Consider the following 19,376-nt stretch of genomic DNA (forward strand, 5'->3'; position numbering starts at 1 on the left):
ATTTCAGCAAAAAAGCAGGAAAGCCAGCAACTTAGCGCCCGTTGCCACCAGGCTGCACCTTACGAAATAAGCAATGCGGGAAGATGGTGATGCCCACCGTGGTGTAGCCCCGGCCCTGTTTTAGCTCGCGCACGCCGGGGGCATAAATAGTCTGACTGTTCCTTTCATCGTAGCCAAACGTGGCTGACGTGCCCCAGGCTGCCTGCAATTGCACCGGCCGGTCCTCGAACGGCCCATTGCCCAGCCGCACCCGCATGAACAACATGGGCTCGCTTCGGGTCATGCTGCTCAGGTCCACGGGCGTGCGCTGGTCGGTAAGGGTGGTGAAACGCACTTGCGTGATGCGGTAGGCCGCCCCGAGCGAAATGACATCGCCGGTCTGAAAGATGCCATACACTTCCCCAAATAGCTTATTGTAGCGGGCATCGAACTCGTAGCGGGTGGGGTAGCTCAAAATAAACCCGCCTATGGAGTAAGCCGCCTCGTTGCGGGCCTGCCCAAAGCCCCCCAAGCCGCCCACTACCCAGCGTGAACCCAGCCGCCAGTACGTGCCCAGGCCGAAATCATAATGATGGCCGCGGTAGTACGTCGAGTCCCTGGTATCGCGGGAATCGTTGCGCAGGCTGCCGGTAGAGGCCCGCACCAGCAGGTGCGGCAGCGGGGAGTAGGTGCCGGACAGCTCGTAGCGGCTGTTGAGGTAGGTGCTGGCGGTGATTTCGGATTGTCGGGAGCCAGTGATTTGCGGCGCGGCGCATTGCGTGGGCTGATACACCACGCAGCCCGCCAAGCAGTGCGCACAGCTGGCTAGTAGCAGCGCGAGTAGGGGTTTATTCATGGGAAAAAGGAAGCGGAAAAGGAAAGACAAGATAAGCCGAAAAAAGCCCCCGCAACTTCTGCTGCGAGGGCTTTTTTAGCATAATCAGCGCACAAGCTAAAGCATGTGCTACAATCTATTTTGCGTAGGCCACGGCGCGCATCTCCCGGATTACGGTGATTTTAATCTGGCCGGGATACTGCATTTCCTTCTCAATTTTCTGCGAAATCTCGAAGCTCAGCTCGGCGGCGCGCTCGTCGGTTACGTTCTCGGCGTCCACCATCACGCGCAGCTCGCGGCCTGCCTGAATGGCGAAGCACTGGTTTACACCCTTGAAGCCGTTGGCGGTTTCTTCCAATTGCTTGAGGCGCTTGATGTAGCTCTCCATCATCTCGCGGCGGGCACCGGGGCGCGAGCCCGAAATGGCGTCGCAGGCCTGCACCAGCGGCGAAATCATAGCCGTCATCTCAATCTCGTCGTGGTGGGCGCCGATGGCGTTTACCACATCGGGGTGCTCTTTCCACTTCTTGGCCATCTCCATGCCCAGAATGGCGTGGGGCAGCTCGGGCTCCTCGGTGCTCACCTTGCCGATGTCGTGCAGCAGGCCGGCGCGCTTGGCTTTCTTTACGTCGAGGCCCATCTCGGCGGCCATGGTGGCGCAGAGGTTGGCTACTTCGCGGCTGTGTTGCAGCAGGTTCTGGCCGTAGGATGAGCGGAAGCGCATCCGGCCCACCATCTTAATCAGCTCCGGATGCAGGCCGTGAATGCCGAGGTCGATGATGGTTTTCTCGCCAATCTCAACGATTTCCTCCTCAATGTTCTTACGGGTTTTGGCCACAATCTCCTCCACGCGGGCGGGATGAATCCGGCCATCTTTCACCAGCAGGTGCAGCGAGAGGCGGGCAATTTCGCGCCGCACCGGGTCGAAGCCCGAGATGATGATGGCTTCCGGGGTATCGTCCACGATGATTTCCACGCCCGTCGCCGCCTCCAGCGCGCGGATGTTGCGGCCCTCGCGGCCGATGATTTTGCCCTTCACGTCGTCGCTTTCAATGTTGAAAATCGACACGCAGTTCTCAATGGCGTGCTCCGACGCGGTGCGCTGAATGGTTTCCAGTACAATCTTCTTGGCGTCCTTAGTAGCAGTCAGCTTGGCCTGGGCCACGGTGTCCTTCACGAAGGAGCTGGCCTGAATCTGGGCTTCGTTCTTCAGCGATTCCACCAGCTGCTCGCGGGCTTCGGCGGCCGTTAAGTTTGCTATGGTTTCGAGCTGGCGCTGCACGGAATGCAGCTGCTCGTCGGCCTCTTTCTGCTTTTCTTCGAGCTCAGCCGCGGCCTCCTCGTGGTCGGTGCGGCGCTTTTCAGCCTGGCTTTCCAGCTTGTCGCGCAGCTGCTGGGTGTCGGTCTGGTTTTTCTCGCGGGCTTTTTCCAGGTCCACCTCCTTGCGCTGTAGCTGCTCAAGCTGGCGCTGAGTGGTTTCGGTCAGCATCTTGATGCTTTGCTCCTGCTCCACCACGCCCTGGCGGCGTTCGGTCAGCTCCTGGTCGAGGGCCTGCTTGAGGCGGCGGCTCTCCGTGTCAAACTCGTTGCGGATGCTCTTGAACTTGTTCTTGGATTGCTCCAGACGCTCGTCGGCCTGCTTGATTTTTTCGTCGCGAAGGCGGTTGCCTTTCTCCTCCGCATCGCGGAGAATTTGCTGAGCGCGGGCCGTAGCCTCGCCCTCGTGGTCCAGCCGGGCTTTGCCGGCTAGCAGCCGTCCCACCACGATGCCCGCCACAAGGGCGACCACGGCGGCCAGCAGACTGTACATTATCACTGGTGACATATAATTATGGTTTTTGGATGGATGAAAAAACCATAACCGGGGGAACAGTTTTGCCCGGGCGCGGGCGGAAGCGGCCGATTGCCGCGCCGCCCTGCCGGGCCAACGAGTATTGTGGGTGCTGAGCGGGCTGTATCAGCCCGCCAGCACCACGCCTGATAGCAGCTCGTCGAAACGAGCCAGCCGCTCGGTCAGCGCCGCATCGGTGCCGTCCTTTTCCTTGCTCACTTTCAATTGGTCGGCCATCGTAGCCAGGGCTACCATGGCCAGCAGGTCCTGCTTGTCCTGAATGCCGTAGCCTTCCCGGAATTCGCGCAGCTTGTCGCCCAACAGGCGGCCCGCCAGGCGCAGCCGTTCTTCATCCTGCACTTCTACGCGCATCGGATAATCCCGGTCAGCAATACGAATTTTGATGGCTAGTTCGCTCATAAGGCGTCAGTTACGGCGGCAGGGGTGAGGGTCAGTCGGTTTAGTCTCTCAAATAGGCAAGACACTTGTCGAGTTCGCGGATGTATTCGTTGAGGCGCAGTTTTAATTCGTTGGCATGGGTTGGTTCCCCAGCTATGGTTTGCACAAGTTTAACGATATTTTCCTGGTTTTGGCGCTCCTTGAGTTGCCGGTCCCGCTCGCGCACGTCGCCCTTCAGCTGCTGCACGGTGGTGTTGGCATCGGCCAGGTCCTCGCGCAATTGCTGATAGGCAGCCACTAAGGTGGTAATCTGCCGCTCCAGGCGGTCGAGTTGCGCAAGCTGTTGAGTAGAGGCCACGGGCGGTAAATTTTTGGGTGAAGATAAAGCGCCGCTGCGAAAGCTACACTTTATACCCGGCCCGCTCGCTGCTTGCTAGTCAGGCAGGTTTGCTTTCGGGCCTGGGCGATACCTTAAAACCTGGGCAGCGAACAAAAATAGAACGTCATGCTGAGCTTGCCGAAGCATCTCGCGTGCAGGAGTAATCCAATTGATTGGGATACTATCACAAGCGAAATGTCTCGGCTACGCTCGACATGACGTTCTATTGCCAATCGGCAATTACTACAGCGGTTTTCAAGCTGCTGTATGGGTGTAGAGACGCAACATTTTGCGTCTCGTCGTTGCTAATGTTGGTTACATTGAGCGGTACTGCGCGGTTCCGGTCGTTCAACGACGAGACGCAAAATGTTGCGTCTCTACACCCGTACACCAATTCGAAGACTGCTTTAGCCCTTTTTCGACTTGGTTTTCATTTTGCCGCCATCTTCCATTTTGGTCTTCATCTTCTCGGTGGTGGGGGCGTCGGAAGCCGTCTTGGCGGCTTCGGCCACGCGGTTGCCGTCCATATCCAGCTCCACCACTTCGTAGCCGAGGGCCTGCACAGCGGGCAGCTGCTTGCGGTCGCCCACCACTACGATGTACATTTTATCGGCGGGCAGGTACTTTTTGGCCGAAGTCTGCACGTCTTCCTTAGTCAGCTTTTGCAGAATCTGGTTTTGCTCGTCCACGTAGGTAGTAGGCAGGTCGTACTCCACAATGCGGCTCAGGAAGCCCGCTTTTTGCTGGCCGGTTTCGTATTTCAGGGCGTCGCCCTGGCCGATGGACGTTTGCACGAAGCGCAGCTCCTCGTCGGAAATGCCGTTGGGGAAGTTCTTGATTTCGCTCATGAACTCCTTCACCGAGGCGGCCGTCGCATCGGCGCGTACGCCGGCCTGGGCCGTGAACGGGCCCACGTAGCTGCTGCCGCGAAAGCCACTGCTGGCGCCGTAGGTGTAGCCCTTGTTCTCACGCAGATTCAGGTTGATGCGCGAGTTGAAAGCCTGGCCCAGGTTGTAGTTGGCCAGGTAGGCGCGGTAGTACTCGCCGGTGGCGTCGTAGGGCAGGGCCAGGTAGCCCACCCGGATTTCCGACTGCGCCGCGCCGTCCTTGTTCACGAAGTAGATGCGGGTCTTGTCGGGCTGCGTGGCGGCCGTGGCGGCGGGCAGGGTCACGTTCTTCCTAGGCCACGCCTTGAGGAAGGCCAGCTGCGGGGTGAGGGCGGCCTGGTCCACATCGCCCACCACGGTCAGGAAGCTCACGTTCGGGGCGTAGTTCTGCTGGTAGAACTGCTTCACGTCGTCGAGGGTAATGCTAGCGGCGGTAGCGGCGGTGCCACTGCTGGCGATGCTCATCACGTCGTTCTGGCCGTAGAGCAGGCGGTTGTAGGTTTTGTTGGCGATGACCACCGGCTGGGTGTTCTGGTTGGCAATCAACTCCAGGGCCTGCTTTTTGAGGCGGTCAAAATCGGCCGGGTCGAAGCGCGGGTGCAGTAGGCGCTGGTCGAGCAGGGCCAGGGTGGCGGGCAGGTTTTTGGTCAGGCTTTGCACGTACACCGTGGTGCGGTCGTCGCCGCCCGACACCTGCACGGTGCTGCCCAGCTTGTCGAGGGCGGCTGAGAACTGCTCGCCGGTGTATTTTTCCGAGCCTTCGTTCAGTAGCGAAGCCGTCAGGCTGGCCACGCCGGCCTTGGCGGGGGTGGCCTGCTCCAGCCGGTGCCCGCCGCGAATGGTAAGCAGCATGGTCACGGTCGGAATTTCGGAATTACGCGTACCGATGACCTTCAGGCCGTTGGCCATTTCCTGGCGGTAGAGGGCCGGGATTTTGATAACCGGGTTGGCGCCCGCGCCGGGCTGCTTGCCGCGGTCAAAGGTGTCGGTGGCTTTCACGTACTTCAGGCCGGCGTACTCGTCTTTCGGGGCCTGGTAGCTGGCTTTGTCTACCGTGAAGTTATCGGGCTTGGCCGCAACCACGCCGCCGGTTTTGGGCAGCACGCTCAGAATCACGGCTTTTTTGCCGCGCAGGTATTTGTCGTACACGCGCTGCACGTCGGCCTTGGTGAGGGCCTGCAGCGCACGGGCCTCCACGGGAAGGCGGTTGGGGTTGCCAAAGTACGTTTGGTTGGCGGCGAGCTGGCTCACCTTCACCTGCACGCTGGACAAGCTGTTCACCACCTGGGCCTCAGTTTGGGCCTTAAAGCGCTGCAGGTCCGCGTCGTTCACGCCGCGCTTTTCAAATTCGGCCAGCGTATTGCGCACGATGTACTCCATGCTGTCGAGCCCTTTGCCGGGGAAGGGCAGGGTGATGAAAGTCATTTGGCCGCCGAGCTCCGAAACTTGCTGGTAGGTGGCGGCCTGCACGGCCTTCTGGTTTTTCACCATGTTCTTATACAGCAGCGAGTTTTTGCCGCCGCCCAGGATTTCGGCCACCGCGTGGAGGGGCAGCTCGTCAGGATGGCCCTCGGGCACAGTCGGAAACACCATCTGCAGCATGGGGAAGCGCACGTTGTCGGTGTAGCTCACGTAGCGGTCAGCAGCCAGCACGGGGGTTTGCACCTTGGCTTTGGCCACGGCCGGGCCGCGCTTGATGGGGCCGAAGTATTTTTCCGCCAGCTTCACCACCTGGGCCGGCTGCACGTCGCCGCCCACAGTCAGGGTGGCGTTGTTGGGGCCGTACCAACGTAGAAAGAAGTTCTTCAGGTCGTCCACGTTCGAGCGGTCGAGGTCCTCAAGCGAGCCGATGACCGACCAGGAGTAGGGGTGGCCGTAGGGGTAGAGCGTCTTGCTGATGTATTCACCTACTTGGCCGTAGGGCGCGTTGTCCACGCGCTGGCCTCGCTCGTTTTTCACCGTCGAGCGCTGAATCTCAAACTTTTTCTGGCTCACGGCGTCGAGCAGAAAGCCCATGCGGTCGGCCTCCAGCCACAGCCCGGTTTCGAGCTGGTTGCTGGGTAGCGTTTCGAAATAATTGGTCCGGTCCGTGTTGGTGGTGCCGTTCATGGTGCCGCCGGCAGCCGTCACCAGCTTAAAATGCTGCTGGTCGCCCACGTTGTCGGAGCCCTGAAACATCATGTGCTCAAAGAAGTGGGCAAAGCCCGACTTGCCCACCTGCTCCCGCGCCGAGCCCACGTGGTAGGTAACATCGACGTGCACCAACGGGTCGGAATGGTCTTCGGCCACGATGAGCGTGAGGCCGTTGGGCAGCACGTACTTCTCGTAGGGCACCACCAGCTCGCCGGGCTTGCGGGTTACTTTTTCCACGAGCCGGGTGCCGCCGGGCGTGGTCATGAGCGCGGCTTTGGCGGCGGGGGCTTTGGCAGCGGGCTTTTGCTGCGCCAGGCTGGCCGTGGTAATCAGGGCCAGGCCGAGGGTTGAGAGGAAACGAAGGTTCATTTTTGGAGAAAAGTGATGGATAGGAGAGTGTAGCATTAAATGCGGCCGCAACTTACTGCCGGGAAGGCCAAATATTGGGAGGCTTACGCCACGGTTGGGTTTATCGCGGGGCGGGTTGAGGAATTACAATCGTCCGGAAAGTTTCCGCAGGAGTGCACAGAAAAAAACGCGGAGGTACGCAGGGAAACATCCTCTGCGTACCTCCGCGCTACCTCTGCGAACCTCTGCGGGAACTTCCCGAACCGCTACTTGCGAATCAGCGCCCCGGCCTGTTTCTCAAACTGCGCAATCAGCTTCTGCATCACCTGGTCGATGGCCTGCTCGCTGAGCGTCTGGGTGAAATCCTGCAGCGTGAAGCTCACGGAGTAGGATTTTTTGCCCGCGCCCAGGTTTTCACCGGCGTACACGTCGAACACGTTGATGCTTTGCAGCAGCTTTTTCTCGGTGCGCCGGGCAATCTGCTGCAATTGGTCGAAGGTCACGGACGAGTCTACCACGATGCTCAAATCGCGGCGCACTTCCGGGAATTTCGACAGCTCGCGGGCTACCAGCGTGGGCTTGTATTTCTTGCTCAGCGCGTCCCAGTCCAGCTCGGCGTACCACACCGGCTGCGTCACGTCGAGGCGTTTGAGCACTGAGGCCGCGACGGCTCCAAGCTGCGCCACGGGCTGGTTGTGCACCAGCAGCGCCAGGCCGCCGGCCAGGTACTCGTGCTGCACCGGCTGCGAAGCCGCCCCGCCGAAGCCCAGCGCCGCCAGCACCTGCTGCACCGCCCCGGCCAGGTCCTGGAACGCCGCCTTTTCGGACTTGTGCTGCCAGGTTTCGCCAGCGGCATTGCCAGTCAGGTAAATCACCAGCTTATTCTTTTCCTGGTATTTCCCGTTCTCGTTCTGCGAATACGTTTTGCCGAATTCGTACAGCTTTAAATCGCGCTGGCGGCGGTTAATATTGTGCCGGATAATTTCCAGCCCCGAATGCAGCAGCGTAGGCCGCATCGCATTCAAATCAACGCTGTTGTAGTTCAGAATCCGCACCAGCGAATTATTCGCTTCGCCCTCCTTCTCGAAATACAGCGAATTAGTGAGCGAGTTGGTCAGAATTTCCGAAAAACCCTGCCCACTCAGCAGCGACGCAATTTTCAGGCGCGTTACCTCCGGGTCGGGGTTCGGGAATCTGGCCAGGAAAGAAGCCGAATTATTCGGCCGTAATTCCACATTGTTGTACCCGTAAATTCGCAGAATTTCCTCAATCACATCGGCTTCACGGGTCACGTCCACCTTGTGCGGCGGCACGGTTAGCACCCACGTATCCTGGTCGCCCAGGTCGGGGTTTTCTTCGGTGATTTCAATATCTAAATCGGTCAGAATCTGGCGGATGCGCTCGGGGGCGATGTACTGGCCCACCAGCCGCTCCACGCGGGGCAGGCGCAGGCGCACCGTGGCGGGCTGCACGGGGGCCGGGTACTCATCCACGATGGGCGCGGCCACCGTGGCCCCGGCTACTTCCTGGAGCAGCAAAGCGGCGCGTTGCAGGGCCACCAGCACCATATTGGGGTCGGTGCCGCGCTCGAAGCGGAACGAGGCATCGGTTTTCAGCTGATGCACCTGCGAGGTGCGGCGCACGGCAGCGGGCCCGAAATAGGCGCTTTCCAGGAATACGCGGGTGGTCGCTTCGCTCACGCCCGACGTTTTGCCGCCGAACACGCCGGCCAGGGCCATGGGTACGCCGTGGGCATCGGCAATCACCAAATCTTCGGCCTTGAGCGTGCGCTCGGTGCCGTCCAGGGTCACGAATTTTTCGCCGGCTTCGGCCCGTTTCACGCGGATTTGACCGCCCGTAATCTGGTCGGCATCGAAGGCGTGGAGGGGCTGGCCCAGCTCGTGCAGCACGAAATTAGTCACGTCCACCACGTTGTTGATTGGCGAGAGGCCGATGCTGCGCAGGCGGCGCTGCAGCCACTCCGGCGAGGGACCAACCTGAACGTTATCGAGCAGCAGGCCGGCGTAGCGCGGGCAGGCGGCGGTGTCCTCAATGGTCACCCCAATGTTGCTGCCGGCTGAAGCGGGCGCGGCAAAGGCGCTGGTGTCCGGCAGGTGGCAGGGCTGGCGCAGCAGGGCGCGCAGCTCGCGAGCCACACCGTAGTGCGAGGCGGCATCGGCCCGGTTGGGCGTGAGGCCGATTTCGTACACCGTATCCGAACCCAGGCCGAAATAATCGGCGGCGGGCGTGCCGTTGGGCAGCTCGGTGTCCAGCACCATGATGCCGTCGTGCGAGGTGCCCAGGCCAATTTCGTCCTCGGCGCAAATCATGCCTTCGGAGGCTGCGCCGCGGATTTTGCTCTTCTTGATTTTGAACGGCTCGCCCTGCGTGGGGTACAGCATGGCGCCTTCCAGCGCCACTACCACGCGCTGGCCGGCGGCCACGTTGCTTGCGCCGCACACAATCTGGCGCGGGGTGCCGTCGCCCACGTCCACGGTGGTCAGGCTGAGCTTGTCGGCGTCGGGGTGGGCCTCACGGGTGAGCACGGTGCCCAGTACCAGACCGCGCAGGCCGCCGGGAATGCTTTCCAATTCCTCCAAACTCTCCACTTCCAGGCCCGAGCCGGTGAGGAGCGCGCCAATTTCGGCGGCGGGTTTATCGGTAGGAATGAGGGTTTTAAGCCAATCGAGGGAAATACGCATGATTCGTTGTCAGGTGTTAGTTGTCCGTTGTCAGGCCGCTGACGACGGGACAAAGGTACGGCGAGGGGCAACGGGCCAACTGAGCAGAATGTGTACCCCGAATTTCCAATTTGGCCCGTGGAAGATGTTAGAACGAGTACCCCGAATTTCTAATTCGGCCGCCTGAACGCGTTGGTGGGGTGTCGTTCACGCGGCCGAATTGGAAATTCGGGGTACACGTTCTTTTCGCGCTGGCGGTGCGTTTTAGTCGTGAAACGACTTTTCGCCGGCCGGGATGGCTACTTGCAGGCGGTTTTCGGCCGGGGGCACGGGGCAGCTGTAGTCGTTATTGTAAGCGCAGTAGGGGTTGTAGGCGCGGTTGAAATCCAGGGTGATTTCGGTTTCGTTGAGTTTCGGGATGGCCGCGTCGAGGTAGCGGCCGCCGCCGTAGGTTTCGCGGCCGTTGGTGAGGTCGGTGAAGGGAATAAACAGGGTGGAATCGGTGCCGTTGGCTTTCAAATAAATACGCAATTGCTGCGGCGCGTCATTGATGGTGAATTTCACCTGACCCCAGTTCAGGTATTTCTCCTGCTTGTTGTCGCTCATTTGCAGCAGCGTCGTGTCGGGAGTGGTATTGCGCGAAATATCGGCGTGCGGAATTAATGCGGGTTCACCGGGATAGTATTTCAGACTATCGAATTTCGCCTTTTGCGGGGTTGATAGCGGCGATTCTTCGGACTGGCGGAAGCTGCGGTTTTTCTCGCTGCGGAATTTATTTAATTGCGCTAAATAGACGCTTGAATCGGGCTTAGTCGCATTCAAACAATAAATGATAATACCAATTACGGCGGCGGCGAAAACTATTTTTTTAATCATGCTAATTAGTTGGGTGACGAGGCAACGGGTCGGCGGCTAATTGAATCAGGCGGCTAACCTGCACTACCAATTGCCTTCTTACCTTGTTCGCATCATGCGAAATTCATTTCTGCTGGCCCTCTGGCTGGGCTGCGCTGCTACCGCGGCGGCCCAACAACCCACTGCCACCATGTACCGCGCTACCGAGCGCAAAGTAAACGCCCTGGTGCATACCAGGCTCGATGTGCGGTTCGATTACGCCAAACGCTACCTCTACGGCAAGGCGTGGCTCACGCTGAAACCCCACGGCACCGCCACCGATTCGCTCCGGCTCGATGCCAAAGGCATGGACATAAAGACCGTGGAGCTGGTGCAGGGCAATACCACCAAGCCGTTGAAATACGACTACAACCAGCGCCAGCTGCTGATACGGCTGGGCCGCACGGTGCCGGCAAATCAGCCCTACACCGTTTACATCGAATACACGGCCAGGCCCGATGAGCTGGGGGCCAGGGGCAGCGCGGCCATCCGCGACGCGAAGGGGCTGTATTTTATCAACCCCGATAGTGCGGTGAGCGGCAAGCCGGTGCAAATCTGGACGCAGGGCGAATCGGAGGCCAGCTCGGTTTGGTTTCCGACCATCGACCGGCCCAACCAGAAAACCACGTCCGAAATCAGCCTGACGGTGCCCAGCAAGTACGTCACGCTCAGCAACGGCCAACTCACCGCGCAAGTGCCCGCTGGCCCCGGCCTGCGCACCGATACCTGGAAAATGGACCAGCCGCACGCCCCGTACTTAGTTATGCTGGCCGTGGGCGACTTCAAAATCTACAAAGACAGCTGGCGCGGCAAGGAGGTGAATTATTACCTGGAGCCGCGCTACGCCGCTCAGGCCAAAACCATCTTCGGTGAGACGCCCCGGATACTGGAGTTTTTCTCCGAGCGCCTCGGCGTGGCGTTTCCGTGGAATAAATACAGCCAGATTGTGTGCCGTGACTACGTGAGCGGGGCCATGGAAAACACCACCGCCGCGCTGTTTGGGGAGCAGGCCCAGGGCTCGGCCCGGGAGCTGCTGGATTGGGAGTATGCGGGCGTGGAGCGCGAAATCGCCCACGAGCTGTTCCACCACTGGTTTGGCGACTACGTGACCTGCGAAAGCTGGAGCACGCTGACCATGAACGAGTCGTTTGCCAATTTCAGCGAAGTGCTGTGGGCCGAGCACGCCCACGGCCCCGATGCCGGAGCCGCGCAGGCCGACCGCAGCCTGCGGGCCTACCTCCGCAACCCCGCCAATTACACCAAGCCGCTGACCCGCTTCCAGTATGCCGATAAGGAGGACATGTTCGATGCCGTGACCTACCAGAAGGGCGGCAGCATCCTGAATATGCTGCGGGCTGAGCTGGGCGAGGACGTGTTTTTTCGGGGTTTGCAGCGCTACCTCACCCAAAATGCCTTTGGCACCGGCGAGCCACACCAGCTGCGGCTGGCACTGGAAGAAGCCTCGGGCCGCGATTTGAACTGGTTTTTCGACCAGTGGTACTACGGCGCGGGCCACCCCATCGTGACGATTGACTACCAATGGGATGCGGCTCGGAAGCGGCAGGCCGTGGTGGTGCATCAGACCCAGGCCGGGGCGCCGTTTGTGCTGCCGCTGAAGGTGGATGTGTACGCCAACGGCCGGGCCCGGCGCTACGCCGCCACCCTGCGCCAGGCCGTGGATACGCTCTATTTCCCGGCCGCTACCAGGCCGGATTTGGTGAACGTGGACGCGGAAAAAGTGCTGGTCTGGCAGAAGCAGGACCACAAATCTCTGGCCGAATACGCCTACCAATACCGCCACGCCCCGCGCTACCTCGACCGCCGCGAAGCCCTGGCCGCCGCCCGGGCGCAGCCAACGGACCCCGTGGCCCGCCAGCTCCTCGTGGCGGGCTTGGGCGATAAATCGGCCGTGCTCCGGCAACTGGCTGTCGAAAGTATCGACCTCAAAAACGCCGCGCTACGCAAAGCGGCGACGTCGCTGTTGGTCAGGTTAGCGGCCAACGATTCGTCGGTGCCGGTGCAGGCCGCCGCGCTCACGGCGCTGGGCACGGTGCAGGAAAAGCGTTATGCCTCGTTATTCAATAAAGCCCTGGACAGCAAGTCGTACCGGGTGCAGGCCGCCGCGCTGCAAGGGCTGCTGCCGCTGAAACCGGCGCAGGCGCTGGCCCGCGCCACCGCTTTCGAAGCGGATAATAAGGGTGCGCTCACCGGGGCGCTGGTGGCCGTGTATGGCCAGGCTGGTAGCCCGGCGCAGTGGCCGCTGATGCTGGCCAAATACGATGCAGCCGACCCAAGTGGGCGTTTCGAAATGCTGGGCGGCCTCGCGAGCATGCTCGGCCGCCTCGAAGACCCGGCCGCGCTGGTGCAGGGCATCACCCGCATCCGGGACCTGACGGTGCAATTCAAGGCCTTTATCAATTCCGAGCGAATTATCGGGCTGCTGCGGCAGATTCAGCAGCAGCAGGCCGCCCGGCCGACTGCGGCGGAAGCGGCGAAACTGGTGGCGCGGGCCGTGGCGGAAATTCAGGCCGCGAAGTAGGAGGGCTTGCTCAAGGGCATTCAAGTAGCCAAATCAGTAGAGGGAATTGAGTTTGCGAATCTCAACGCAACAACTGATTTGCTAAACTTTGAAGGGTGAACCAGTTTCTTAAGCTCTCACTGTGTTGAAAGCCATATTTTGCAAGCTTTGCAGAAGCTACGGATAGAGTTTAGGGAAAGGAGCATTTTGCTTACACTCGCGTAGCCGGGGGATTTTGAAGGGTAGGCGGCAACGAGACGCGCTCCAGTTGCTCTTCGGTCAAGGCCGGCATCTGAAAGCGCTGGGCTTCGATGGCGGCATACCACGCATCGGGGATGGCCAGGTGGTGCTCCTGCACGTAGTCGGCTAAATCATCCAGCCAGCACCGCGTGCCGTCCGTGACGTAGCACAGCGACCCCGTGGTCCGGCGGCCCGTGAAGGGAGAGGGAAAATTAGCACGACTCGTGGCCAAGAGGGCGTGCCCGCTGCGCAGGTACGCCAGCAGCGGGTCGAGGTCGTAGCGCGCGGTTCGGGTCGGGTCCACAAACGCCTTGGCGCTGGGGTATTCCGCGTAATCGGGCCCGTATTCTTGCCAATAGCCGTACCAGGCATAGGGCCAGTTCTGTAAATCAAGGTGAGGCAACATGCGCAAAGGTTACACCAGAGGATGATAATGGAGTTCAGTGAAACGGTGGTGGCTCAGATGAACCGCACTATGTAAAACGAACCTCAAATCCAGACAATAGAAGCGGTTTTTACTTAGTAATTACTAGATACTTGAAAAATCAAAAGTGCCTCCTGATGCAACAGCGGCATTTCAACCTCCCATAGTGCGGTTCATCGGGTGGTGGCTGTTGCAGAACGCCTGAATGCGTTCCCCGTCAGGCTACAATGCGCCGTTACCCGTCCGAAGTAGGCCATTTATCTGCCTTTCTGGTGCCCAGGCTTGGGCCTTTCGGACTCGGAATTCGTTTTGTGGGCGTTCTGCAACAGCTACGGTGCCTTTAACATCACCCTACAGCATCCCCTCATCGGCAAAGCTGTAGTAGCCCTGGTCGGAATAGATGAGGTGGTCGAGAATGGGCAAATCCAGGAAATTGCCGGCTTCCTTCAGCTTTTTAGTGAGCTGGATATCGGCGGCGCTGGGGTTGCGGTTGCCGCTGGGGTGGTTGTGCACCAGGATAATGCTGCTGGCCAGCTGCTCCAGGGCTTCTTTGAATATCATTTTGGGGTCGGCCACGGTGCCGGCCACGCCGCCGCGGCTGATGGCCGTTTTGCGCATCACCACGTTGGCGCGGTTTAGCAGGATTACCCAGAATTCCTCGTGGGGCAGGTCCATCAGGTTGGGCCGAATCAGGTTGTAGATGTCGCGCGAGCAGGTGATGGTGGTGCGCGGGGCGGCGTCGGCTTCCTTGCGGCGGCGGCCCAGCTCCAGGGCGGCCACCACGGCAATGGCCTTGGCCTCGCCGATGCCGGGGTGGCGGCACAGTTGCTTCACGCTTTCCCTAGCCAACGCATTCAGGTCGTTGCCCACGCCTTGCAGCATGAGCTTGGCCACGTCCACGGCCGAAAGTTTCACCGTGCCCGAGCCCAGCAGAATGGCAATCAGCTCGGCGTCGGAAAGGGCGGCGCGGCCTTTGGCTTGCAGCTTTTCGCGGGGCCGGTCTTCCTCGGCCCAGCTCTTGATGCCCAACGCAGTGGGCGCGGCGTAGGGTGGGGGCGGAGGCGTACCCGGGCGGGTAGTGGTTTCGGACAGCCGGTCAGGGTTTTCCATGCTTCGCAGTTGGGCAGAAGGTAAAAAGTGCGTTAAATGTAAAGCAAAAGGCGGCCGGGCGCGTTTAAGCCCCGAAACTGCTGTTGCCCCAAGGTGCGGCAGCGAAATCTGACTCGAATTTATTTATGCGAAATCCGTTGGTTTTATGGTTGGTGCTGGCCGTGATAGTGCTGGCCGAATGGTATGGTTATCAGGCAATCCGCACGGTGGCGCAGCACCTCTCGCCCGCTGCCCGGCGCGGGGCAGCGGTGGCCTACTGGCTGCTCACGGTGGGCGTCTGGGCGCTGGCCTTTTGGGCGGGCTCCACCCGCCAGACCGGTAACACCGTGCTGAAAAGCTACCTCATGAGCCTGCCGCTGCTGCTGCTGGGGGCCAAGCTGCTCATGCTGCTACCGTTATTGTTGGAGGACCTCACGCGGCTGGGCCGCTGGGTGGTGAGCTCGGCCACGCGGCCGGCCGGGAGCGCCGGGGAGGCCATTCCGCGCAGCGAGTTTCTGGCCAAGGTGGCGCTGGGCGTGGGGGCTATTCCGTTTTTTGCGCTGCTCTGGGGCATGGCCAAGGGCGGCACCGACTACACGGTGCGCCGCGTGACGCTGCGCTACCCCAACCTGCCGCCGGCTTTCGACGGCTTCAAAGTGCTGCAGATTTCCGACCTGCACACCGGCAGCTTCAACTCGACCGAGCCGCTGGAGCGGGCCGTGGCCATGATAAACCGGCAGGGGGCCGACCTCATTCTGATGACCGGCGACCTGGTGAACAACCGCGCCACCGAAGTGGAGCCGCACATTCCGGCCCTGCAGCAAATCAAGTCCGAGCTGCCCATTTTTTCCAGCCTCGGCAATCACGACTACGGCGACTACGTGCAGTGGGAAAGCCCCGCCGAAAAGCGCGCCAACCTGGAGCGCCTGATGCAGAACCACGCCAAAATTGGCTGGACGCTGCTCAACGACACCAGCCACACCATCACGCGGGGCGACGATAAAATCTCGGTGCTGGGCGTGCAGAACTGGAGCAGCCACGCCAACTTCCCCAAGCACGGCAACCTGCCCCAGGCCCACGCCGCCAGCGGCGACGCCCCGTTCAAAATCCTGCTCTCGCACGACCCCTCGCACTGGGAAGCGCAGGTGCTCAACTATCCCGATATCGACCTCACCCTCAGCGGCCACACCCACGGCATGCAGTTCGGCGTGAACCTGCCCTTCCTGAAATGGAGCCCCGTGAAATACGTGTACAAGCAGTGGGCCGGCCTCTACGAGCAGGGCCGCCAAAAGCTGTACGTCAACGTCGGGCTGGGCTTTTTGGGGTACCCGGGCCGGGTGGGTTTTTTGCCCGAAATCACGGTATTTGAATTACGCCGCGCCTGATTAATTAGTTATTTAGGAACGAGGCGTGGTAACATCCGCAAGGATATCACCGTAAAGCGCCCCCAAACCAATTTATGGTTTGCTTTTTCAATCTCCCTTCTTCTTTTATGAAAAATTCCCTGTTGATTCTCGCGGGCGCTGCTGCCCTTTCGCTGGCCTCCTGCTCGCAGGAAAAAACCACCGAGGTAAACACCGTTCCCGGCGACGGCACCACCACAACGACGACCACGACGACGACCGTTATGTCGGAAGCCGACATGAATGCCCGCGCCCAGCGTATTGCCGACAAAATGGTGGCCGACATGAAAATCACGGATGAGGCCACGAAAACCAAAATCCGCACCGTGTACGTGAACCGCTACAAGCGCATGAACGACCTGCAGACCAGGTACACGACCGACACCACCGGTATGGCCGCTGCCATGCGGCAGTCCGATATGGATACCGACATGGAATTCAAAACCGTGTTTGTGGACCCCACGCAGTACCAGGCCTACGAGTCGAGCCGTTCGTCGTATTACGACTACGATAACACCTACACCCCCAGTGCTTCGAGCGCGGATAATATGTCGTCCGATGCCACGTCGTCGGGCAGCAGCAACAGCAGCAACATGAATTCGATGGATGCTGGCGAAGGCGGAAAAATGAAGGTGAAAGCCGATGGTGACATCAAAATCAAAGACGCCGCTGGTAACAAACTCAAAGTAGACGGCGATGACGGTACCATTAAAATGAAGCCTACCGAAGGCGAAAAAACCAAAATTGAATAGTGAACGGGGGCTTCCAGCCCCATGTTTCCAGCCCGCGCCTGCAACGGCGCGGGCTTTTTTTGGCTCTATCGGTTGCTACTTTGTGGTAGCGTTGCGTTAAACTGATTGATGGCTGTCGAAGTATTTTTTCGTGTGTGGGCCGGTTGGGGCCGCCTGGGCCGGGGGCTGAGTCTGCTGGCGGCGGTGTGGCTGCTGGCGGGCGTGAGCACGGGGTACGCGCAGGTGCAGCAGGTTCGCGTGAGCGGCTCGGTGAGCGAGGCCCGTACGCGCATGCCCATTCCGGGGGCTACCGTGCAGGTGCAGCGCACCCGCCGCGGCGTAGTCACGAACACCACTGGCGACTTTGGCATCGACGCGCTGGCTACGGATACCGTTCTGTTCCGGGCGCTGGGCTACAAAACCCAACGCCTGCCGCTGGGCGGCACCGGCCTCTCGCAGCTGGTGGTGCGCATTCAGCTGGCCCGCGACAGTGTGCGCCTGGGCGAAGTGCAGGTAACCGCCGACCGCCCCGACCGCGCCATCATCAACCGGGCGCTGCGCAACATGAAACGGCCCGCCGCCCCCGTCGTGAGCGGTGCCAAGCGCCCCCCGAAACCCAAGCCGCTGTTCGCCGTGGACTCTACCGCTCCCAAAATGCCGGTGCCCACCATCGCCAGCCCCGTGAGCCTGCTCTACGACCAGTTCTCGCGCGAGGGCAAGCAGCGCCGCAAAATGGAGGAAATCGAAGCCAATCAGAAGGCCGAAAAGGCCCGTAAGGCCCGCGCCGAGTACAATAAGGCCTTCCGCGACAATCGCGGCTACCAGCCGTAAGGCTTGCCTGGAGTATTTTCTGAGTCAGTTTACATTTCTGAAAGCAGTTATCTGAAAAAAGTTAAAAGCTGAGGGTTAAAAGTTAAAAATCAATACGTCTGATTTTTAACTTTTAACCCTCAGCTTTTAACTCTCAACCCGGTACATGAACTTGGAAAACGGTGTAGAAGCTCCTGTTTGAGTCAGGTGAAAGTGAGCACAACGGGCTGGATTAGCCATTTGCCAACCCAATCCGGCCCTTGCCGTAAGCCCTCAGTACAAAAGCCGGGTGCATCTGCCTTAATGGGGCGATGAATTACTGTGCCGCCAGTACCTTCCGGCTAGTATCCCGTTCCGCTAAGCACCCGTGGCCGGTAGCGGCCGCAACGGCCAGCCAACCACAACGGCCCAGCGGAAACCGACCGGGTTCGCAGTAACACATTTTCACATCTTCACACCAACAACATGCCTTCCGACCACCTTCTCGCCACTGTCAGCGCCCTCAAGAACGGCCTCACCAGCCTGCCCCTGGGCTCGGCCATGGACAATACCGAAACCTGGCAGCAGCAGTTTCTGCACAGCGGCCAGCCCGAATTGCAGGATATTGCCCGCGAAATGGGCAACCTGCAGTCGCTGCTCTCCAGCGGTGCGCTCAGCGCCCGCGCCATCGGCAACTGCCTCACCATGCTGGGCAACCAGACCAGCGAGGCAAGTGCCCAGGCTTCCGCCGACCTGAAAAAGCCCCTGGTAGAGCTGGCCGACCTGCTCCGCCGCCACGGCGGCGACCTGTTGGCGCACGCTGAAAAATCCGCCAAATAGCACCACACTGAGCTTTATAGGCTCTACTAAAAAGGCCCCGTCCAGCATTAGTGGACGGGGCCTTTTTTTGTGTCAGGAACGGGCAGTTGGAGCCGTAGCGCGAAGCACCGCTTCGCGCTACGGCTCGTTGACTTCTGTTTTAGCAGGAGAAGCCGCGCTAGTTCTGCTGGCCGTTGCTGCTGCTGCTCCGGCGCGAGCGGCTTGGCACCACTTCCGTCGACTGCCGCCGGCGGTTGTCCTTGATAATGGGCTGCTCCCGGATGTCGGGTACGGCGTTGGGCGACGTTTCGGGCGTGGCGGCGGGCGAAAATCCGCGCTCAGGCAGCAGGCGGCTGGGTTGGGCATCGCGGTTGGTGGGGGTGCGCTGCATGTCCGGCGGCCCCTGAATGGTGCTTTGGTTCAGGGCCGGATTCACGGGCGGGATGGCCGTCTGGCCCTGGCTGCCGCCGCGCACCGGCGCGGAGGGGTCGAAGGGCACGGTTTGGGCTTGTGCCGAAGCGGCCAGCAACAGGCCGGCAAATATGAAGGCTGATTTCATGGAAGTAGGATAAGCAGGAAAGAAAAAAACCGACTGCTTCTAATGAAACAGCCGGTTTTTATATAGATACGCAATTGATGCGCAAATAGTTAGTCCATCGGCTTGGTTTTCATTTTGCCCTTATCGCCCGAAGTGCGGGTCTTGTTTTTCATGCCGCGGCGGTTGGTGCGGTCATCCATCGTGCCGCGGGGCGTGGTCATCGTACCGTTGGGCGTGGTCATGGTACCGTTGGGCGTGGTCATGGTACCGTTGGGAGTCGTCATGGTACCGTTGGGGGTAGTCATGGTACCGTTGGGGCTGGTCGTGGTGCCGTTGGGGCTGGTGGTGCCGGCGGGCGTAGTCTGAGCGAAAGCAGTGCTGCTGAGGCCCAGCATAAATAATGCGGCGAGGAGGATTTTGCTGTTTTTCATAAGTAGGGAATGAGTAGGTATTAGAATG

General features: G+C 60.3%; 16 protein-coding genes. 5 read left to right on the top strand and 11 right to left on the bottom strand.

From position 1 onward, the window contains the following. Nucleotides 1-31 precede the first annotated feature (31 nt). The 7 genes from ABD819_RS14555 to ABD819_RS14585 all read right to left on the bottom strand — a co-directional run bounded on the left by ABD819_RS14555 (nucleotide 32) and on the right by ABD819_RS14585 (nucleotide 10,294). A complete protein-coding gene (locus tag ABD819_RS14555) occupies nucleotides 32-835 on the bottom strand; it encodes a hypothetical protein (RefSeq protein WP_345125505.1) in 804 nt (267 codons plus the stop codon). A 115-nt stretch (nucleotides 836-950) separates the two neighbouring features. Further along, nucleotides 951-2,639: a ribonuclease Y gene (gene rny / locus ABD819_RS14560; protein WP_345125506.1), complete on the bottom strand. Its 1,689-nt coding sequence runs from the start codon at nucleotides 2,637-2,639 to the stop codon at nucleotides 951-953. A gap of 132 nt (nucleotides 2,640-2,771) precedes the next feature. Then, entirely contained in the window at nucleotides 2,772-3,065 is a 294-nt protein-coding gene (locus tag ABD819_RS14565; RefSeq protein ID WP_345125507.1) for a cell division protein ZapA, read from the bottom strand. Nucleotides 3,066-3,105: 40 nt separating this feature from the next. After that, the gene (locus ABD819_RS14570; protein WP_345125509.1) at nucleotides 3,106-3,402 is read right to left on the bottom strand and encodes a hypothetical protein; all 297 of its coding nucleotides are present in this window, start codon (nucleotides 3,400-3,402) and stop codon (nucleotides 3,106-3,108) included. 428 nt (nucleotides 3,403-3,830) lie between these two features. After that, entirely contained in the window at nucleotides 3,831-6,812 is a 2,982-nt protein-coding gene (locus ABD819_RS14575) for a M16 family metallopeptidase (RefSeq protein WP_345125510.1), read from the bottom strand. Between the two features lie 245 nt (nucleotides 6,813-7,057). After that, nucleotides 7,058-9,493: a phenylalanine--tRNA ligase subunit beta gene (gene pheT / locus ABD819_RS14580; RefSeq protein WP_345125512.1), complete on the bottom strand. Its 2,436-nt coding sequence runs from the start codon at nucleotides 9,491-9,493 to the stop codon at nucleotides 7,058-7,060. A 243-nt stretch (nucleotides 9,494-9,736) separates the two neighbouring features. Beyond that, nucleotides 9,737-10,294: a DUF1684 domain-containing protein gene (locus tag ABD819_RS14585; RefSeq protein ID WP_345125513.1), complete on the bottom strand. Its 558-nt coding sequence runs from the start codon at nucleotides 10,292-10,294 to the stop codon at nucleotides 9,737-9,739. A 148-nt stretch (nucleotides 10,295-10,442) separates the two neighbouring features. On the opposite strand from ABD819_RS14585, the gene ABD819_RS14590 reads away from it, so the two are divergent. Beyond that, a complete protein-coding gene (locus ABD819_RS14590; RefSeq protein ID WP_345125514.1) occupies nucleotides 10,443-12,905 on the top strand; it encodes a M1 family aminopeptidase in 2,463 nt (820 codons plus the stop codon). Nucleotides 12,906-13,095: 190 nt separating this feature from the next. Here ABD819_RS14590 and ABD819_RS14595 read toward each other — a convergent pair whose 3' ends face one another. Together ABD819_RS14595 and radC are read right to left on the bottom strand one after the other, a co-directional pair. After that, a complete protein-coding gene (locus ABD819_RS14595) occupies nucleotides 13,096-13,530 on the bottom strand; it encodes a hypothetical protein (protein WP_345125516.1) in 435 nt (144 codons plus the stop codon). Nucleotides 13,531-13,899: 369 nt separating this feature from the next. Then, the gene (gene radC / locus ABD819_RS14600) at nucleotides 13,900-14,658 is read right to left on the bottom strand and encodes a RadC family protein (RefSeq protein ID WP_345125517.1); all 759 of its coding nucleotides are present in this window, start codon (nucleotides 14,656-14,658) and stop codon (nucleotides 13,900-13,902) included. A 137-nt stretch (nucleotides 14,659-14,795) separates the two neighbouring features. Here radC and ABD819_RS14605 point away from each other — a divergent pair, with 137 nt between their 5' ends. From ABD819_RS14605 to ABD819_RS14620, 4 genes are all read left to right on the top strand, one after another. Continuing rightward, nucleotides 14,796-16,022: a metallophosphoesterase gene (locus ABD819_RS14605; protein ID WP_345125518.1), complete on the top strand. Its 1,227-nt coding sequence runs from the start codon at nucleotides 14,796-14,798 to the stop codon at nucleotides 16,020-16,022. Nucleotides 16,023-16,129: 107 nt separating this feature from the next. Further along, nucleotides 16,130-16,792 carry a hypothetical protein gene (locus ABD819_RS14610; RefSeq protein WP_345125520.1) on the top strand — a complete coding sequence of 221 codons (663 nt, stop codon included), beginning with the start codon at nucleotides 16,130-16,132 and terminating at the stop codon, nucleotides 16,790-16,792. Between the two features lie 108 nt (nucleotides 16,793-16,900). Continuing rightward, the gene (locus tag ABD819_RS14615; protein WP_345125521.1) at nucleotides 16,901-17,602 is read left to right on the top strand and encodes a carboxypeptidase-like regulatory domain-containing protein; all 702 of its coding nucleotides are present in this window, start codon (nucleotides 16,901-16,903) and stop codon (nucleotides 17,600-17,602) included. A 444-nt stretch (nucleotides 17,603-18,046) separates the two neighbouring features. Beyond that, a complete protein-coding gene (locus tag ABD819_RS14620) occupies nucleotides 18,047-18,400 on the top strand; it encodes a hypothetical protein (protein ID WP_345125524.1) in 354 nt (117 codons plus the stop codon). 157 nt (nucleotides 18,401-18,557) lie between these two features. Here ABD819_RS14620 and ABD819_RS14625 read toward each other — a convergent pair whose 3' ends face one another. Next, complete coding sequence (locus ABD819_RS14625) at nucleotides 18,558-18,938, bottom strand: hypothetical protein (RefSeq protein ID WP_345125526.1); 381 nt, start codon at nucleotides 18,936-18,938, stop codon at nucleotides 18,558-18,560. 89 nt (nucleotides 18,939-19,027) lie between these two features. Beyond that, complete coding sequence (locus ABD819_RS14630; protein ID WP_345125527.1) at nucleotides 19,028-19,348, bottom strand: hypothetical protein; 321 nt, start codon at nucleotides 19,346-19,348, stop codon at nucleotides 19,028-19,030. Nucleotides 19,349-19,376: the final 28 nt, after the last annotated feature.

It is taken from the genome of Hymenobacter antarcticus (assembly GCF_039539545.1).
In the GTDB taxonomy this organism is placed as follows: domain Bacteria; phylum Bacteroidota; class Bacteroidia; order Cytophagales; family Hymenobacteraceae; genus Hymenobacter; species Hymenobacter antarcticus.

Bases quoted from the DNA above. Each gene is read 5' to 3' on its own strand.
- radC (WP_345125517.1), bottom strand. From the start codon at position 14,658: ATGGAAAACCCTGACCGGCTGTCCGAAACCACTACCCGCCCGGGTACG.
- ABD819_RS14625 (WP_345125526.1), bottom strand. From the start codon at position 18,938: ATGAAATCAGCCTTCATATTTGCCGGCCTGTTGCTGGCCGCTTCGGCA.
- ABD819_RS14595 (WP_345125516.1), bottom strand. From the start codon at position 13,530: ATGTTGCCTCACCTTGATTTACAGAACTGGCCCTATGCCTGGTACGGC.
- ABD819_RS14620 (WP_345125524.1), top strand. From the start codon at position 18,047: ATGCCTTCCGACCACCTTCTCGCCACTGTCAGCGCCCTCAAGAACGGC.
- ABD819_RS14590 (WP_345125514.1), top strand. From the start codon at position 10,443: ATGCGAAATTCATTTCTGCTGGCCCTCTGGCTGGGCTGCGCTGCTACC.
- ABD819_RS14575 (WP_345125510.1), bottom strand. From the start codon at position 6,812: ATGAACCTTCGTTTCCTCTCAACCCTCGGCCTGGCCCTGATTACCACG.
- rny (WP_345125506.1), bottom strand. From the start codon at position 2,639: ATGTCACCAGTGATAATGTACAGTCTGCTGGCCGCCGTGGTCGCCCTT.
- ABD819_RS14615 (WP_345125521.1), top strand. From the start codon at position 16,901: ATGGCTGTCGAAGTATTTTTTCGTGTGTGGGCCGGTTGGGGCCGCCTG.
- ABD819_RS14565 (WP_345125507.1), bottom strand. From the start codon at position 3,065: ATGAGCGAACTAGCCATCAAAATTCGTATTGCTGACCGGGATTATCCG.
- pheT (WP_345125512.1), bottom strand. From the start codon at position 9,493: ATGCGTATTTCCCTCGATTGGCTTAAAACCCTCATTCCTACCGATAAA.
- ABD819_RS14555 (WP_345125505.1), bottom strand. From the start codon at position 835: ATGAATAAACCCCTACTCGCGCTGCTACTAGCCAGCTGTGCGCACTGC.
- ABD819_RS14630 (WP_345125527.1), bottom strand. From the start codon at position 19,348: ATGAAAAACAGCAAAATCCTCCTCGCCGCATTATTTATGCTGGGCCTC.
- ABD819_RS14610 (WP_345125520.1), top strand. From the start codon at position 16,130: ATGAAAAATTCCCTGTTGATTCTCGCGGGCGCTGCTGCCCTTTCGCTG.